Origin of the sequence: Glycomyces sp. NPDC048151 (assembly GCF_043202775.1) — a bacterium.
Classification (GTDB): Bacteria; Actinomycetota; Actinomycetes; order Mycobacteriales; family Micromonosporaceae; genus Glycomyces.
The window spans coordinates 417,032-432,210 of the sequence record NZ_JBIDBB010000004.1 but is presented as its reverse complement, the minus strand read 5'-3'; the positions used below and the strand labels follow the sequence as shown (position 1 = coordinate 432,210).

At 72.2% G+C, this 15,179-nt stretch carries 14 protein-coding genes and 1 riboswitch; of the genes, 6 read left to right on the top strand and 8 right to left on the bottom strand.

All coding sequences use genetic code 11. The features are described from left to right. Window positions 1-14: 14 nt before the first annotated feature. The 3 genes from ACGGCP_RS11825 to ACGGCP_RS11815 all read left to right on the top strand — a co-directional run bounded on the left by ACGGCP_RS11825 (window position 15) and on the right by ACGGCP_RS11815 (window position 4,589). Window positions 15-1,814: an ABC transporter ATP-binding protein gene (locus ACGGCP_RS11825; protein ID WP_392964585.1), complete on the top strand. Its 1,800-nt coding sequence runs from the start codon at window positions 15-17 to the stop codon at window positions 1,812-1,814. Window positions 1,815-1,816: 2 nt separating this feature from the next. Continuing rightward, on the top strand, window positions 1,817-3,634 hold the full coding sequence (locus ACGGCP_RS11820; RefSeq protein WP_392965103.1) for an ABC transporter ATP-binding protein: 1,818 nt from the start codon (window positions 1,817-1,819) through the stop codon (window positions 3,632-3,634). A 334-nt stretch (window positions 3,635-3,968) separates the two neighbouring features. Beyond that, the gene (locus ACGGCP_RS11815; protein WP_392964583.1) at window positions 3,969-4,589 is read left to right on the top strand and encodes an MBL fold metallo-hydrolase; all 621 of its coding nucleotides are present in this window, start codon (window positions 3,969-3,971) and stop codon (window positions 4,587-4,589) included. A gap of 22 nt (window positions 4,590-4,611) precedes the next feature. On the opposite strand, the gene ACGGCP_RS11810 is transcribed toward ACGGCP_RS11815, so the two are convergent. The 3 genes from ACGGCP_RS11810 to ACGGCP_RS11800 are packed head-to-tail and all read right to left on the bottom strand — an operon-like array spanning window position 4,612 to window position 7,458. Next, window positions 4,612-5,406, bottom strand: coding sequence for an energy-coupling factor transporter transmembrane component T family protein (locus tag ACGGCP_RS11810; RefSeq protein ID WP_392965099.1), 795 nt, complete (start codon window positions 5,404-5,406; stop codon window positions 4,612-4,614). 2 nt (window positions 5,407-5,408) lie between these two features. After that, on the bottom strand, window positions 5,409-6,848 hold the full coding sequence (locus ACGGCP_RS11805) for an ABC transporter ATP-binding protein (RefSeq protein WP_392964581.1): 1,440 nt from the start codon (window positions 6,846-6,848) through the stop codon (window positions 5,409-5,411). A gap of 7 nt (window positions 6,849-6,855) precedes the next feature. Next, window positions 6,856-7,458 carry an ECF transporter S component gene (locus tag ACGGCP_RS11800; protein WP_392964578.1) on the bottom strand — a complete coding sequence of 201 codons (603 nt, stop codon included), beginning with the start codon at window positions 7,456-7,458 and terminating at the stop codon, window positions 6,856-6,858. 30 nt (window positions 7,459-7,488) lie between these two features. Continuing rightward, window positions 7,489-7,591: riboswitch (TPP riboswitch) on the bottom strand. Between the two features lie 99 nt (window positions 7,592-7,690). Between ACGGCP_RS11800 and ACGGCP_RS11795 the strand changes: the two genes are divergently transcribed. Beyond that, the gene (locus ACGGCP_RS11795; protein WP_392964575.1) at window positions 7,691-8,080 is read left to right on the top strand and encodes an MGMT family protein; all 390 of its coding nucleotides are present in this window, start codon (window positions 7,691-7,693) and stop codon (window positions 8,078-8,080) included. 96 nt (window positions 8,081-8,176) lie between these two features. Here ACGGCP_RS11795 and ACGGCP_RS11790 read toward each other — a convergent pair whose 3' ends face one another. Beyond that, window positions 8,177-8,770, bottom strand: a complete 594-nt coding sequence (locus ACGGCP_RS11790; RefSeq protein ID WP_392964572.1) for a DUF1349 domain-containing protein — start codon at window positions 8,768-8,770, stop codon at window positions 8,177-8,179. Between the two features lie 56 nt (window positions 8,771-8,826). Here ACGGCP_RS11790 and ACGGCP_RS11785 point away from each other — a divergent pair, with 56 nt between their 5' ends. Continuing rightward, window positions 8,827-10,929, top strand: coding sequence for a DEAD/DEAH box helicase (locus tag ACGGCP_RS11785; protein WP_392964570.1), 2,103 nt, complete (start codon window positions 8,827-8,829; stop codon window positions 10,927-10,929). 85 nt (window positions 10,930-11,014) lie between these two features. Continuing rightward, window positions 11,015-11,605, top strand: a complete 591-nt coding sequence (locus ACGGCP_RS11780) for a hypothetical protein (RefSeq protein ID WP_392964567.1) — start codon at window positions 11,015-11,017, stop codon at window positions 11,603-11,605. Window positions 11,606-11,665: 60 nt separating this feature from the next. Here the strand turns inward: ACGGCP_RS11780 and ACGGCP_RS11775 are convergent, their stop codons facing one another. From ACGGCP_RS11775 to ACGGCP_RS11760, 4 genes are all read right to left on the bottom strand, one after another. Continuing rightward, window positions 11,666-12,448, bottom strand: coding sequence for an SGNH/GDSL hydrolase family protein (locus tag ACGGCP_RS11775; protein WP_392964565.1), 783 nt, complete (start codon window positions 12,446-12,448; stop codon window positions 11,666-11,668). A gap of 186 nt (window positions 12,449-12,634) precedes the next feature. Then, on the bottom strand, window positions 12,635-13,426 hold the full coding sequence (locus ACGGCP_RS11770; protein WP_392964562.1) for an SGNH/GDSL hydrolase family protein: 792 nt from the start codon (window positions 13,424-13,426) through the stop codon (window positions 12,635-12,637). Between the two features lie 387 nt (window positions 13,427-13,813). Beyond that, window positions 13,814-14,047: a hypothetical protein gene (locus ACGGCP_RS11765; RefSeq protein ID WP_392964559.1), complete on the bottom strand. Its 234-nt coding sequence runs from the start codon at window positions 14,045-14,047 to the stop codon at window positions 13,814-13,816. 127 nt (window positions 14,048-14,174) lie between these two features. After that, window positions 14,175-15,113 carry a DMT family transporter gene (locus ACGGCP_RS11760; protein WP_392964556.1) on the bottom strand — a complete coding sequence of 313 codons (939 nt, stop codon included), beginning with the start codon at window positions 15,111-15,113 and terminating at the stop codon, window positions 14,175-14,177. Window positions 15,114-15,179 lie beyond the last annotated feature (66 nt).

The following is a 15,179-nucleotide window of genomic DNA, read 5'->3' as shown; positions in this document are numbered from 1 at the left end:
CTATCCTCGACGACATGACAGGAACACCACCCGCACCCCCGGCCCGGAAGGCCCCGGACGAGGAGGCCTCACCCGAGGGCTCGATCGTCCGGCTCCTCGCCGAGTACCTGCGCCCGCACCGCCGCACCCTCGCCCTCACCGTCGTGCTCCAGATCGTCGGCACCGTCGCGTCCCTCTACGTGCCGACCCTCAACGCCGACCTCGTCAACCACGGCGTCGCCACCGGCGACACCGGCTACGTGCTGCGCCACGGCGCGTTCATGCTCGCGGTCACGGTCGTCCAGATCGCCGCGTCCGGCTTCGCCGTCTACTTCGGCGCCAGGACCGCCATGGGCCTCGGCCGGGACCTCCGCGCCGATCTCTTCGCGCAGATCCAGCGCTTCTCCGCGGCCGAGATGGAGCGCTTCGGCGCGCCCTCGCTCATCACCCGCGCCACCAACGACATCACGCAGGTCGTGACCATGCTCGTCATGGCGCTCACCCTGCTCCTCACCGCGCCCATCGCCGCCGTCGGCGGCCTCGCGCTCGCGCTGAGCCTCGACGTGCCCATGACCGGCGTGCTCCTCGCCGCCATCCCCGTGGTCGCCGTCGTCATCTACTTCATCGTCGTCGCGATGATCCCCGCCAGCCGCGTCATGCAGCGGTGCATCGACGGCATCAACCGCGTCATGCGCGAGCACATCACCGGCATCCGCGTCATCCGCGCGTTCGTCCGCGACGGCCACGAGCAGCGCCGCTTCAACGAGGCCAACGCCGAACTCACCGAGGCGTCCCTCAAGGTCGGCCGCGTCCAGGCCTTCTTCGGCGCCACCGCGATGGGCTTCGGCAACCTCACCTCGATCGCCATCGTCTGGATCGGCGCAGGCCGCATCGCCGACGGCACCATGCAGATCGGCGACCTCATCGCGTTCCTCACCTACGCCGGGATGATCCTCGGCGCGGTCATGATGTCCATGGGCGTGTTCATGATGGCCCCGCGCGCCAAGGTCGCCGCCGGGCGCATCCGCGAGGTCCTCGACACCGCGCCGAGCATCGCGAACCCGGCCGAGCCCGTCACCGAGCTCGCCGGGCTCGGCGAGCTCGAGCTCAAGGGCGTCACCTTCCGGTACGCCGGAGCCGAGGAGGCCGTCCTCCGCGACGTCGACCTCATCGCCAGGCCCGGCCAGACCACCGCCGTCATCGGCTCCACCGGCGCGGGCAAGACCACTCTGCTCCACCTCATCCCCCGCCTGTTCGACGTCGACTCCGGCGCGATCCGCGTCGACGGCGTCGACGTCCGCGAAATGGACCGGGCCCTCATCGCCCGCACCATCGGGCTCGTCCCCCAGCGCGCGTACCTGTTCTCGGGCACCGTCGCCTCCAACCTGCGCTACGGCGACCCGGACGCGAGCGACGAGGACCTCTGGCGCGCGCTCGAGACCGCGCAGGCCGCCGATTTCGTGCGCGCCATGCCCGACGGCCTCGACACCGTCATCGGCCAGGGCGGCACCACCGTCTCCGGCGGCCAGCGCCAGCGCCTGGCCATCGCCCGGACCCTGGTGGCGCGCCCCAGGGTCTACCTCTTCGACGACTCGTTCTCCGCGCTCGACACCGCCACCGACGCGGCGCTGCGGGCCGCCCTCGCCCGCGACATCGCCGACGCCGCGCAGGTGATCGTGGCCCAGCGGGTCTCGACCATCCGCGACGCCGACCGCATCGTCGTGCTCGACGCCGGGCGCGTGGCGGGCACCGGCACCCACGAGGAGCTGCTCGCGGGCAACGCCGTGTACGCCGAGATCGTCAACTCCCAACTCACCCTTCAGGAGGCGCTGTGAGCATGATGGGCAGGCCGGGCGGCGCTCCCGGCACGACCAAAGCGGCGGACTTCCGCGGCACCGTCCGCCGGATCCTCGAACTGCTGCGGCGCAACCCGCTGCGGCTGGCCTCGGTGGTCGGCTTCGGCGTCCTCATGGTCGCCGGGATGCTGTCGATCCCCACGGTCCTCGGCCGCGCCACGGACCTCGTGATCGACGGCGCGACCTCGGGCGGGCTCGACTTCGGGGCGCTCGCACGGATGCTCGGGCTGGCCGTGGTCCTCGCCTTGGCGACCTTCGCGATCACCGTCCTCAACGGGCGCACGATCGCGAAGCTCGCCCAGGAGATGGCGTTCGGGCTGCGCGCCGAGGCGGACCGGAAGATCTCGGCGCTCCCGTTGCGGTACTTCGACTCCCGTTCGCGGGGCGAGGTGCTCTCGCGGGTCACCAACGACATCGACAACCTGACGCAGACCGTGGGGCAGGTGACCCAGCGGATCGTGCAGGGCCTGCTGTTCCTCGTCGGCGTGCCGATCATGATGCTCACGATCTCGCCGCTGCTCACGCTCGTGGTGCTGCTGACGATGCCGCTCACGGTGCTGGCGGCGCGGCTCATCGGCAAGCGCAGCCAGCCGCGGTTCGCGAAGCAGTGGGCGACGACGGGGAAGCTCAACGGCCACGTCGAGGAGATGATCACCGGGCACCAGCTCGTGACCCTCTTCGGCCGCCAGGCCCAGGGCGCGGCCCGGTTCAAGGCGCACAACGAGGAGCTGTACGAGAACACCGTGCGCGCCCAGTGGGTCGCGGGCCTGCTCGGCCCGGCGATGGCGTTCCTCGGCTCGGTCACGTACGTGCTCGTGGCCGTGGTCGGCGGGCTCCAGGTGGCCGCCGCAGTGCTCACCTTCGGGCAGATCCAGGCGTTCATCCAGTACACCGGGCAGTTCTCGAACCCGCTCAACATGCTCGCGGGCATGTTCGGGCAGGTCCAGTCCGCAGTGGCCTCGGGCGAGCGGGTCTTCGAGTTCCTCGACGCCGAGGAGCAGCGGCCCGACCCGCCGCGGGTCGACGCCGCGCTCGACACGGTGCAGGGCAAGGTCGCGTTCGAGGACGTGTCGTTCCGGTACCTGGAGGACGAGCCGCTCATCGAGCACCTGTGGCTCTCGGCCGAGCCGGGCCAGACCGTGGCGATCGTCGGCCCCACGGGCGCGGGCAAGACCACGCTCGTCAACCTGCTCATGCGCTTCTACGACCTGGACGCGGGCCGGATCACCGTCGACGGCGTCGACGTCTCCACTGTCGAACGGGAGCGGATGCGGCGGCGCATCGGCATGGTCCTGCAGGACACGTGGCTGTTCGACGGCACCATCGCCGAGAACATCGCGTACGGCAGGCCGGAGGCGACCCGCGAGGAGATCGTGGCGGCCGCTGCGGCGGCGCACGCCGACCACTTCATCCGGACCCTCCCCGAGGGCTACGACACGGTGGTCGGCGCCGAGGAGGGCAGCCTGAGCGCGGGCGAGCGCCAGCTCGTGACGATCGCGCGGGCGTTCCTCATCGACCCGTCGATCCTGATCCTCGACGAGGCGACGAGCTCGGTCGACACCCGCACCGAGATGCTCGTCCAGCAGGGCATGGTCGCGCTGCGGCAGGGACGCACGAGTTTCGTGATCGCCCACCGCCTCTCGACCATCCGCGACGCCGACGTGATCGTGGTGATGGAGCACGGCCGCGTCGTCGAACAGGGCGACCACGACGAACTCCTCGCCTCGGGCGGCGCCTACGCCCGCCTGTACGAGGCCCAGTTCGCGCAGCCGGCGGTCGAGGAGGAACCAGCCGTCTGAAGCAGAGGTCGTCGCGTCCCACCTTGCGGCGGGGCCGCGACGACCGCAGCGGGAAACGACCGGAAACCAGGACCCGCAGCGGCGGGCCGAGGCGAGACGCCCCGGCCCGCCGCGTCCCCGGGGAGCCGTCCCGCGAGGCACCGCCGCTGCGTTCCTTGCCGCGTCGAGCCGAGCGATGCGCAGACACCGCGTCCACTGGAATGCCGAACGCAGCGACGTATCTCGGAGAGTCAGGCGGTGCTCTGCGCAGGCGCCGCGTCCCCGGAGCACCGCGCAGAAGGACCTATCTCGGAGAGTCGGGCCGTGCGATGCTCGGGCGCTCTACGGTGAAGGCATGCGACTCACCAAGTTCGGCCACTCGTGCGTCCGCTTCGACACCGACGGCGGCGCGATCGTCATCGACCCGGGCGTCTTCTCCGACCCTGCAGCGCTCGACGGCGCGGACGCCGTGTTCATCACGCACCAGCACGCCGACCACTGCAACGACCCGGAGCTGCGGCGGCTGCTCGAGGACCAGCCCGAGACCGTGTTCTACGGGCCCGAATCGCTCGCGGACGTGCTCGGCGGCCTGCCGTTCACCGTGGTCAGCGCGGGCGACGCGATCCCCGTGGCGGGCACCGAGGTCAAGGTCGTCGGCAGGCACCACGCGGTGATCCACCCCGACATCCCGGTGGTCCCCAACGTCGGCTACCTCGTGGACGGCGTCTTCCACCCCGGCGACGCCCTCACGGTCCCCGACCTCCCGGTCCGCGTCCTCCTCGCCCCGGTCGCCGCGCCCTGGATGAAGCTCTCCGAATGCGTCGACTTCATCCGCGCGGTCGACGCCCCGGTCGTCCACCCGATCCACGACGCGATCCTCTCCGAGGACGGCATCGCCATCGTCGACCGCAACCTGATGCACCTCATCGGCGACCCCTACCAGCGCATCGCGGACGGCACCCCCGTCGACGTCTGACCGCACCGCCGGGGCGGGGTGCTCAGTCGAAGGCCGTGAACACGCCGTAGGCCGCGCTCACCGCCACCGCTGCGCCGCACACGAGCAGCGCCACGGCGATGACCGCCCAGTCGGCCGGGCGCATGCGCTGCTCGCGCGCGTGGGTCCGCGGGATCTCGGAGTCGAAGCCGCGGGCGTCCATCGCCGCCGCCAGCCGCCCGGCACGGCGGATCGCGCCGACCAGCAGCGTGAACATCGTCGAAGCGAAGAGCCGCGCGCGCCGCAGCGGGTTCCAGCCGCCTTCGAGGCCGCGGGCGCGGCGGGCGCTGGTGATCTGCTGCCATTCGGCCGCGAGCAGCGGCATGAGACGCAGCGCGGCCAGCGCGCCGAGGGTGAACCGGGCGGGGGCCCGGAGCTGCTGCGTCAGCGCGTCGGCGAGGTCGGTCGGGTCGGTGGTCGCGAATCCGAGCACCCCGGCGGTGGCGGCGACGCAGACGCGCAGGCCGATCGCGGTGCCCCCGAGCAGCGCCCCGGAGCTGATCTCCAAGGGGCCGAACGTGATCAGCATCTGGCCGGTCTGCTCGGCGGCGAAGACCGCGTTCACGATCACGACGGTCAGCGCGGCGAACCAGAGCAACCGCAGCCGCCGTGCGAGTTCGCCGATCCTGATGCCGCTGAACGGGATGGCGGCGAGGAGCGCGGCGAGCAGGAGCAGCGGCGTGAGCCAGTCGGAGGCGATGAGCGCGGTGGTCGAGACGGCGGCGACGGCGGCGAGTTTCGCCACCGGGTTGACGCGGGCGATGGGCGCTTCGGTGTCGCAGACGGGCGCGAGGGTCATGCTCATCGGCGGCGCTCCTCGCTGACGCGACCCGCGTCGAGGACGAGTTCGCGTCCGGCGAGGGCGGCGGCGAAGTCCCGGTCGTGGGTGACGGCGAGGAGCGCGGTGCCCTCGTCGCGGATGTCGGCGGTGAGGTCGACGAGCTCGCCCCAGGTGCGCCGGTCCTGGCCGAACGTGGGTTCGTCGAGGAGGAGCACACCGGGCGCGGCCGCGAGTGCTCCGGCGACGGAGAGGCGGCGGGCCTCGCCGCCGGAGAGCGTGTGGGGGTTGGCGTTCGCCAAGGGCGCCAAACGGAGCCGTTCGAGCAGTTCGGCGACGCGGGCGTCGATGCGGTCCTTCGCCCAGCCCGCCTGCCGGGGCCCGAACGCGAGTTCGTCCCGCACGCTGGCGGTGACGAACTGGTGCTCGGGGTCCTGGAAGACCGAGCCGACGCGGGTGGCGAGGCGGCGGGCGGGGAGCCGGTGGAGGGGCCGGGTCTCGCCTGGGACGGTGGCGCGGCCGCGGGTGGGCTTGGCGAGTCCGCCCGCGAGGAGCGCGAGTGTGGACTTGCCGGAGCCGTTGGGGCCGGTGACGGCGAGGAGTTCACCTTGGCGCAGTTCGAAGGAGACGTCGTCGAGGGCGGGCCGGTCGGCGCCGGGGCGGACGAGGGCGAGTGATTCGCCGCGGAGCGCGACGTCTCCGGCGGCGCGAGCGGGCCGGGTGGGGAGCGGCACGCCGGGGACCCAGACGCCTTGGGCGGCGAGGTGGTCGCCGTGTTCGGCGAGGACGGCCGCGGCGGGGCCGTCGGCGAGGAGGGTGCCGCCGGGGCCGAGGGCGATGACGCGGTCGACCAGGTCGAGGATCTCGGCGACGCGGTGCTCGACGACGATGAGGGTGGCCTCGGTGGCGGCGAGCGCGGCGCGCAGTGCGTCGCGGACCTCTTGGGCGCCTTCGGGGTCGAGGTTCGCGGTGGGCTCGTCGAGGAGGATGAGGTCGGGGCGGCGGGCGAGGACGCCGGCGAGGGCGAGGCGCTGCTGCTCGCCGCCGGAGAGGGCGTGGGTGGCGCGGTCGGGGCCGTAGGGGAAGCCGACGGCTTCGAGCGCTTCGTGAACGAGGGGCCAGATCCGGTCGCGGGGGACGGCCTGGTTCTCGAGGCCGAAGGCGACGTCGTCGCCGCTGCGGGCCATGACGAGCTGCGTCTCGGGGTCCTGGAAGAGGATGCCGGCCCGGTCGCGCTGCTCGGCGGCGGGTTTGCCGTCGATGAGGACGTCGCCGTCCTGCTCGCCGGAGTCCTCGGTGAGGAGTCCGGCGAGCGCGGCGAGCAGGGTGGATTTGCCGGACCCGGAGGGGCCGAGCAGGAGGACCCGCTCGCCGGGTTCGACGCGGAGGTCGACGCCCGCGACGGCTTGGGCGCGGCGTCCGGCGTGGCGCCAGGCGAAGCCGCGGAACTCGACCGGGATCATGTCGGACTCAGATCCGCTGGCGTTCGCGTCCGGCCGGGAAGCGGTCGAGGACGCCGGTGGGGAGCATGGCCTTGACGAGGGCCTTGGAGCCGAGTCCGGCGACGACGGCGCCGGAGAGCATGGCGAAGGCGATGTAGGGGACCTTGAACGCCCACAGCGACGTGTCGGGGTAGGAGACGAACACGTCCCACATGGTCGCGCCGAAGGCGGCGAGGGCTCCGGCTGCGGCGGCGATGAGGGTGCCGTAGCGGCGGTAGCGTCCGGCGGCGAAGGCGAGTTCGCCGCCGAGGCCCTGCACGAGGCCCTGGTAGATGACGAGGACGCCCCAGTAGGAGCCGAGCAGGGCCGAGACGGTGGCGGCGAGGCCCTCGGTGAGGAGGCCTGCGCCCATGCGCCGGACGATGAGCGGGGCGAGCACGGCGGGGATGAGCCAGACGCCGTAGAGGATGCCCTTGAGCGGGGGCAGGAACGCGAGGACCGGTTCGAGTCCGGCCCACACGAAGTTCCAGGCCCAGAAGACGATGCCGAAGGCGACGGCGAGGACGGCGCAGGTGAGGATGTCGACGGTGCGCCAGCGTCCGGGGCTGGAGAGGGCGGGGCTGTCGGGCATGGGCTTGCCTTTCGAGGTTGCGGGCATTGCGCGACAGCGGCGACGACTTCCTACGCCGGTATTACCCGGATCAGGTGTGAGGGTCTGCGGTCGGTTCCGCACTCTCAGCCAATCGGCTCCCCTGTCAGCTTCGACGTTAACACCAGGAGGCGGCTCGTTAGCCGAGGCGATCCCGCCAGGTGGCGTCCGACGCGCGGCGGGGGCCGTCGCCCGCGCTCGGTAGATTGCGGGGGTGACGTCTGAAGCGGATTGGGAGCGGGTGCGGCGGGTCGTGGAGGCGCTGCCGGAGGGCACCTGGACTTCGTACGGGGACCTGGCGGAGCTGATCGGCACGGGCCCGCGGCAGGTGGGCGCGTACATGCGGGACGGGAACGTGGCGCGGGCCTACCGGGTCCTGACCGCTGGCGGCACGGTCTCGGAGGGGTTCCGCTGGGCGGACGGCCGCACCGGCCGGGACGTGCCCGACCTCCTGCGCGCCGACGGCGTCGCGGTCAGCGCGAAGGGCCGCGCCGACCGCGCGCAGCGCATGTCGGTCTACGATCTGAAGCTCCTCGCGGCCGAGCTCGACAAGGAGCTCGGCGAGGACGAGCCGACACCAGACGACGAGGAAGACTGGAAATAACCCGCTAAATGGTGATATTTCCGGTCTTAGGGACCCCTGGCGCAAAAGTACTCCTCGGGTGTGACATCGCCCTTTCGAACAAGAGGCGAGCAAGCCTCAGTGCAGTGCCTCGTCCGGGGCGGTCAGCCGCCATGAGGTGAACGCGACCGTGAGCCCGGCGCGGGACGGCGCGCAGCAGTAGGGCCCGGCCTTGGCCGCGAGGTGCGGGGCGAGCGGGGCGAGGCGCACGAGCCGCCAGGGCTCGTCGTCGGCGCGGGCGCGGATGACGACCGCGTCGTCGAGGCGGGAGGCGCGGATTGTGACCTCGCGTCCGGCCCACTCGGGGACGGGCGCGACCGACCAGTCGGACTTCTCCGCGGTGACGACCGCGCCGACCTGCGGTGCGCCGTCGGCGAACTCGACCCCGGCCTTGATCCAGTGGTCGGCGTCGACCCGGACCATGAGGCCCGCCTGGTCGAACTGCGCCTCGAACGACGCGATGAAGCTCACCTCGACGGCCCGGGCGCGGTCCCAGGCCTCCAGGAGCGCGTGCTCGTCCTCGTGGACGAAGCCGTACCCGGTGTGCCGCCACGCGTCGCTGCCCTCGGCGGCCGTGACGAGCAGCCTGCCGTCCGACTCCTCCGCCGCGACCGGCAGCGCCGTCCAGGCGCCTGACTTCCAATGGATCTCGATCGGTGCCGTGTTGTCCATCGGCCCGAGCCTACTGTCGTCACGGTCCGTCACACCAGTGCGGTACAACGGTCCCTATGGCAGGAACAGCGACGCTCAGAGACGAAGCCGAGACACTGCTGCGCGCCCTCGCGGGCGAGCACGCGCGGCTGCGCGAGGACCAGTGGCGGGCCATCGCGGCCCTCTGCGACGAGGACGAACCGGGCCGGCGCGTGCTCCTGGTGCAGCGCACCGGGTTCGGCAAGTCCGCCGTGTACTTCACGGCCACCTCGCTCCTGCGCCGCCGCGGCGCGGGCCCCACCGTGATCGTCTCGCCCCTGCTCGCGCTCATGCGCAACCAGATCGAGGCCGCCGCGCGCGCCGGGGTGCGCGCCCGCACCATCAACTCGGCCAACCCCGAGGACTGGGACGCGATCGCCGAGGCCATCGCCGAGGACACTGTGGACGTGCTGCTCATCAGCCCCGAGCGGCTCAACAACCCCGCGTTCCGCGACTACCAGCTGCCGAAGCTCGCCGCCGGGTGCGGCCTGCTCGTCGTCGACGAGGCCCACTGCATCTCCGACTGGGGCCACGACTTCCGGCCCGACTACCGCCGCATCGCCACCTTCATCGACGACCTCCCCGGCAGCGTCCCGGTCCTGGCGACCACCGCCACCGCGAACGCCCGCGTCTCCGACGACATCGCCGAGCAGCTCGACAAGAAGGACGCCGCCACGCTCGTCCTGCGCGGCAGCCTCGACCGCGAGTCCCTGCGGCTCTCCGTGGCCGACCTGCCCGACAACGCCCACCGCCTCGCCTGGCTCGACGAGCAGCTCCCCCGCATGGACGGCTCCGGCATCGTCTACACGCTCACGGTGGCCGCCGCCGAGGAGGTCAGCGACTACCTCTCCTCGCGCGGCCACGCCGTCGCCTCCTACACCGGCCGGACCGACAACGCCGAGCGCCTCGAACGCGAGGAGGAGCTGCTCGGCAACCGCGTCAAGGCGCTCGTCGCCACCAGCGCGCTCGGCATGGGCTTCGACAAGCCCGACCTCGGCTTCGTCGTCCACTTGGGAGCGCCGTCCTCGCCGGTGGCGTACTACCAGCAGATCGGCCGCGCGGGCCGCGCCCGCGACCGCGCCGAGGTGGTGCTCCTGCCCGGCAGCGAGGACCGCGCGATCTGGGACTACTTCGGGTCGCTGTCGTTCCCGGCCGAGGACGCGGTGCGCCGCACGCTCGACGTGCTCGCCGCCGAGGGCCGCGCCCTGTCGACCGCCGCGCTCGAGACGCGGGTCGACCTGCGCCGCACCAGGCTCGAGATGATGCTCAAGGTGCTCGACGTGGACGGCGCGGTGCGCCGCGTGAAGGGCGGCTGGGAGGCCACCGGACAGCCGTGGGCCTACGACGCCGAGCGGTACGCCAAAGTGGACGCCGCCCGGAAGCACGAGCAGCGGCGCATGCTCGCCTACGAGTCCACCGCCGAGTGCCGTCTCGAGTTCCTGCGCAAGGAGCTCGACGACGCCGCGGCCGTGCCGTGCGGGCGCTGCGACAACTGCACCGGCACCCGCACCGAGGCGGGCGTCTCGGCCGAGGCCGCGGCGGGCGCGGCGGCGGCGCTGTCGAAGCCGGGCGTGCCGTTCGACGCAAAGCGCATGTGGCCCACCGGACTGCAGGCCATCGGGATCGACCTGAAGGGGAAGATCCCGGCCGAGTCCGGCGCCGAGCCGGGCCGGGCCCTGGCGCGCCTGTCGGACATCGGCTGGGGCGGCCCGCTGCGCGAGCTCCTGTCCGACGGCGCGGACCGCGAGGTCCCCGAGGACGTGTTCAAGGCCGTGGTGCAGGTGCTCGCGTCCTGGGACTGGGCCGACCGGCCCTCGGCGGTCGTCTCGATGGGCTCGCTGTCGCGGCCCAGGCTCGTGAACGGGCTCGCCGAGCGGCTCGCGCGGCTCGGCCGCATGGACTACCTCGGATCGCTCGGCCGGGCGTCCGTCACCGGCGGCGGGACGCACCGCGCCAACAGCGCCCAGCGCCTCCAGCAGGTGCTGCACGCGTTCACTGTGGACTTCACGGTGCCCGCGTCGAGCGTGCTCCTCGTCGACGACGTGCGCGACAGCGGCTGGTCGGCGACCGTGGCCGCCATGCGGCTGCGGGAGGCGGGCGCGACGGCCGTCTACCCGCTGGCGCTCGCACTGCAGGCCTGAGACGGCGTCGTGCGGCCGCCGGTCTCGCCTCCCGTCCGCCGGGCGCACCACGCGCCCGGTGGACGCCGCGAGCTAGGGTCGCCCGATGGTCATCTCCTTCAACACCAGTGGTCTCCAGCAACAGGATGCGACGACCTGGACCGACCCCCGCACCGGCGACGTCGCCAAAGTGCAAGTCGCCCAAGGGACCCCGTTCCCCGGTGAATGGCTGCGCGACCCCTACGCCCTCCAGCGCGGCTTCGCCGGCATGTACGCCGAGCAGGGCTGCCTCATCGAGGTCGAACCCGTGAACCTCGGCGGCGTGACCGCCGTCCGCCAGCTCGTCAAGCTCCCCATCCCCAACGCGCCCAGCGGACAGCTCTTCATGGCCATGTTCACCCTCGCCAAAGCGCCCCAGTACGCGCAGCTCATGTACCTCGCCAAGGAGCAGGGCATGACCGGGATGCGCGAGGCGACCCTCATGCCGCAGTTCGGCTTCGAGAACTGGACGATGCCGCACCCGTTCGACCCGCAGCTCCAGACGCGCCTGCCCTTCCACCGCGGCGACGACCCGGCCTACGACGCCCAGTTCCCCGACCACCCGCTCTCGCGCGCCCGCGCGTTCACCTGGAACGTGGGCCGCTACGCCCAGGTCGATCCGGCCTTCGCCGCGATCCCCGACAACTGGGGCGCCTGAACCCGAACGCGCGCGACGGGCCAGGCGAGCGATCGCCGGGCCCGTCGCCGTCTCCGCGCGCTACAGCGCGGCCAGCACCGCCGGGTAGTAGCCGCTGGCGTGCCCCGAGGCCTTCGGGTGGTACGGCACGTCAGTGAGCGTGAACCCGTGCAGCCACGGCGCCTGCGAGCACACCTCGTGGCCGGTGAACTCGTCCCGCACGTCCACATAGGTGAAGCCGTGCGCCGTGGCGGCCTCCTCGATCACCGCCGAGAGCAGGTCCGCGCCCGCGTTCATGCGCTGCTGCTCGGCGATGCTGATCGCGCCGAGCGCGTCGCAGGTGTTCCGCGCCGCGAACAGGCGCGGGTACCCGGTCACGACGACTTCCGCGTCCGGCGACCTGGTCTCGATCTCGGTGTAGACCGCGTCGAGCTTCGCGGGCAGCTCCTCGACTGCCTTGCGCTCGGCCTCCTGGATCGCCGGGGTGCAGTTCGTGAACGGCGTGATGCACTTGGTGATCGCGTCGGACCACCCGATGTCGTTGCCGCCGATGCCGATCGTCACCAGGTCGGTCCCGGCTTCGAGGGCCTGGACCTGCCCGGCGAGCACGTCGTCGGTGGTCGCCCCGCCGCACGCGACGAACGTGAACTCGGCGTCGAGCTCGGCCGCGAGGAGCGAGGGGTGGGCTTTGAGGGAGCGCTGGCAGGCGGCGTCGGTGTAGGGCCCGGCGCCCGAGCCGGACGAGTAGGAGTCGCCGAGGGCGACGTATTCGACTGCGGGGGCTTGCGCTTCGGCCGCGACGGGGAGGGCCAGGAGCGCGAGGGCGGCGGCGACGACGGTGGCCGCGCGGGGAAGTCGGTGCATGGGGGAAGTTCCTTTGCGAGTCGGCATTGACTTGCCACATATTGTGAACTCGCGAGTAACTTGCGGGGAACCCCTGCACCATCACAAATCGGGAACTTTACATATCTCATTCTATTTGCGGGCACTGCAGGCGTTGCGGGGCAAGCGAACGGCGGGACGGCAGCGCCGTCCCGCCGCCGCGTCCGGTCAGAAGACCGCGCGGGCGACCGCCGGGTAGTAGCCGTTGAGGTGGCCCATGGCGTTCGGGTGGTAGGACTCCACCGGCGGGTAGGCCAGGTTGTTGAGGTAGGCGACGTCGTCGCAGATCGCGTGCCCGTCGAAGCCGTCCCGCACGTCCACATAGGTGAAACCGTGCTCCTCGGCCTTGTTCTGGATGACCCCGGCGAGCCGGTCGGCGGCCGCGTTCATGAGCAGCTGCTCCTCGACGTTCGGCTGCTTGAGCGCGCCGCACGCGCGCTCGCCGTTGAACAGGCGCGGGTAGCCGAGCACATAGACGTCGGCGTTCGGGGCGCGGTTCGCGATCGCGCCGTACGCGCCGTCGAGCAGGCCGGGCAGCTCGTCGCGCACGAGCGCCTCGGACGCCTCGATCTCGTCGGCGCAGCTCGTGAGCGGCGTGATGCAGGCCTTGACGGCCTCGGCCCAGCCGATGTCGTTGCCGCCGATGGTGACCGTGACGAGGTCGGTCTCGGCGTCGAGGCTGCCGAGCTGCTTGGTGAGGAGGTCGTTAGCGGTCGCCCCCGAGCAGGCCTCGAACGTGAAGTCGGCGCTGAGTCCGGTCGCGAGGAGCTGCGGGTAGGCCTTGGCCGAGCGCAGGCACTCCTCGTCGAAGTAGTCGCCGGTGCCGGTCCCCGAGGAGTACGAGTCGCCAAGGGCCACATACCGTGTCGGATCCATCTGGGCCTGGGCGGCCGCGGCGGGCAGGAGGACGAGCGCGGCGGCGGCGGCGAGGGCGGCGGCCGAGAGGCGGGCAGGGATCATGCTGGCTCCGTTCCGATCAGGTTCGTGGAGGAACGTTAATGCCCGAACAAGTGCATTCACGGAGGAAACCGCCATAAATAGCAAAAACTGTCGGGGACGCGACGGCGAGGCGGTTCCCGCCCGGCGGCGTACGGCCGCGCCTTCTGCCGGATGCGGCGCCCGCACCACGCTCCTCACCTACGCTGGAGCCATGGGTGCATCGACGTCACCGCGCCGCCAGACCATGTCCGACCAGGCCCTGATCGAAGGCACCGGCGCGGACTGGAAGACCTGGCTGGCGCTCCTCGACGAGCGCGGCGCGGCACAGCTCGACCACACCGCGATCGCGCGGATGCTGGTGCGGGAGTTCGAGGTCGACGGCTGGTGGGCCCAGTCCATCACCGTCGGCTACGAGCAGGAGCGGGGCCTGCGCGAACCGGGCCAGCGGCCCGACGGCACGTTCAGCGCCAACGCCTCGAAGACCGTTCCGGCCTCCATCGCCGCCGTGTTCGAGCAGCTGGCCGACCCCGCCGCGCAGGCCGGGTGGCTCGACGGGCTCGAGCTGACGCAGCGCAGCGCCTCCCCGCCGAAGTCCGTGCGGTTCGACGCCTCCGACGGCACGCGCGTCCTCGCGAACCTCACCGTGAAAGGCGAGGCCAAGACCGCCGTGCAGGTCGAGATCGCCAAGCTCGGCTCGGCCGAGGAGGTCGCCGCCGCGAAGGCGGACTGGAAGGCACGCCTCGAACGCCTCGCGGAACGGTTGGCGGACTTAGGACTTCACGGCGGGCGCGGCTGCGTCCGTCGCCTCCACGGGCGGCTTCGGCGCCGCGTTCGACTGCTTGCCGCGCGAACGCGAGATCGCCACGCCGACCAGCGCCAGCGCGCCGCCGCCGAGCGTCAGCCAGGTCGGGACCTCGGACAGGAGCAGCCAGGACAGGCCGACCACGATCGCCGGGACCACGTAGGTGGTGGCGCCGAGTTTGCCCGCGGTGGTGAAGCGGAGGGCGTAGCCCCAGGTGAGGAAGGCCAGCGCCGTGGGGAACAGGCCGAGGTAGAGGACGTGGAGCGTCGCCGAGACCGGGGCCGCGTCGAGCTGGGAGAACAGCGTCGGGGCGAACGGCAGGCAGAGGACCGCGGCGATGGCGTTGCCGAAGGCGGTGAACTGGAGCGAGGTGCAGTGCTTCAGGGTCGGCTTCTGGACGACGACGCTGACGGCGTAGGTGACGGCCGAGACGAGGCAGAGCAGGACGCCGAGGACGGACGAGGCGCCGTCGCGGGACATGGAGAGGCTGACGACCGCGACGCCCGCGAAGGAGACGGCGATGCCGAGGAAGAGGCGGGGCGGGAAGCCCTCTTTGAGGAACCAGCCGCCGAGGAGTGCGATGAGGATGGGTCCGATGTTGACGATGAGGGCGGCGGTGCCGGCGTCGACGAGCTGCTCGCCCCAGTTGAGGGCGACCATGTAGACACCGAACCAGAGGACGCCTGCGGTGAGGATGCCGGGCCAGGCGGCGCGCTTGGGGAGGCCTTCGCGGCGGACGGCCCAGACGGCGAGGAGGACGACGGCGGCGACTCCGGCGCGGCCGAGGGTGAGGGGGCCGGGGTCGAGGTGGCGGCCCGCGTCGCGGATGGACACGAAGGCCGAGGCCCAGCACAGGACGGTGATGCCGATGGCGATCGCGGCACGGGGGTTGAACTTGTCGCTCATGGGCGGTGGCTCCTCACGGTGGGGCGGCGGAGTGCTCGGGCGGGTGGGCGGCTCCGGCCTGGGGGC

Bases quoted from the DNA above. Each gene is read 5' to 3' on its own strand.
- ACGGCP_RS11770 (WP_392964562.1), bottom strand. From the start codon at position 13,426: ATGATCCCTGCCCGCCTCTCGGCCGCCGCCCTCGCCGCCGCCGCCGCG.
- ACGGCP_RS11825 (WP_392964585.1), top strand. From the start codon at position 15: ATGACAGGAACACCACCCGCACCCCCGGCCCGGAAGGCCCCGGACGAG.
- ACGGCP_RS11785 (WP_392964570.1), top strand. From the start codon at position 8,827: ATGGCAGGAACAGCGACGCTCAGAGACGAAGCCGAGACACTGCTGCGC.
- ACGGCP_RS11800 (WP_392964578.1), bottom strand. From the start codon at position 7,458: ATGCCCGACAGCCCCGCCCTCTCCAGCCCCGGACGCTGGCGCACCGTC.
- ACGGCP_RS11760 (WP_392964556.1), bottom strand. From the start codon at position 15,113: ATGAGCGACAAGTTCAACCCCCGTGCCGCGATCGCCATCGGCATCACC.
- ACGGCP_RS11820 (WP_392965103.1), top strand. From the start codon at position 1,817: ATGATGGGCAGGCCGGGCGGCGCTCCCGGCACGACCAAAGCGGCGGAC.
- ACGGCP_RS11780 (WP_392964567.1), top strand. From the start codon at position 11,015: ATGGTCATCTCCTTCAACACCAGTGGTCTCCAGCAACAGGATGCGACG.
- ACGGCP_RS11775 (WP_392964565.1), bottom strand. From the start codon at position 12,448: ATGCACCGACTTCCCCGCGCGGCCACCGTCGTCGCCGCCGCCCTCGCG.
- ACGGCP_RS11810 (WP_392965099.1), bottom strand. From the start codon at position 5,406: ATGACCCTCGCGCCCGTCTGCGACACCGAAGCGCCCATCGCCCGCGTC.
- ACGGCP_RS11815 (WP_392964583.1), top strand. From the start codon at position 3,969: ATGCGACTCACCAAGTTCGGCCACTCGTGCGTCCGCTTCGACACCGAC.
- ACGGCP_RS11790 (WP_392964572.1), bottom strand. From the start codon at position 8,770: ATGGACAACACGGCACCGATCGAGATCCATTGGAAGTCAGGCGCCTGG.
- ACGGCP_RS11805 (WP_392964581.1), bottom strand. From the start codon at position 6,848: ATGATCCCGGTCGAGTTCCGCGGCTTCGCCTGGCGCCACGCCGGACGC.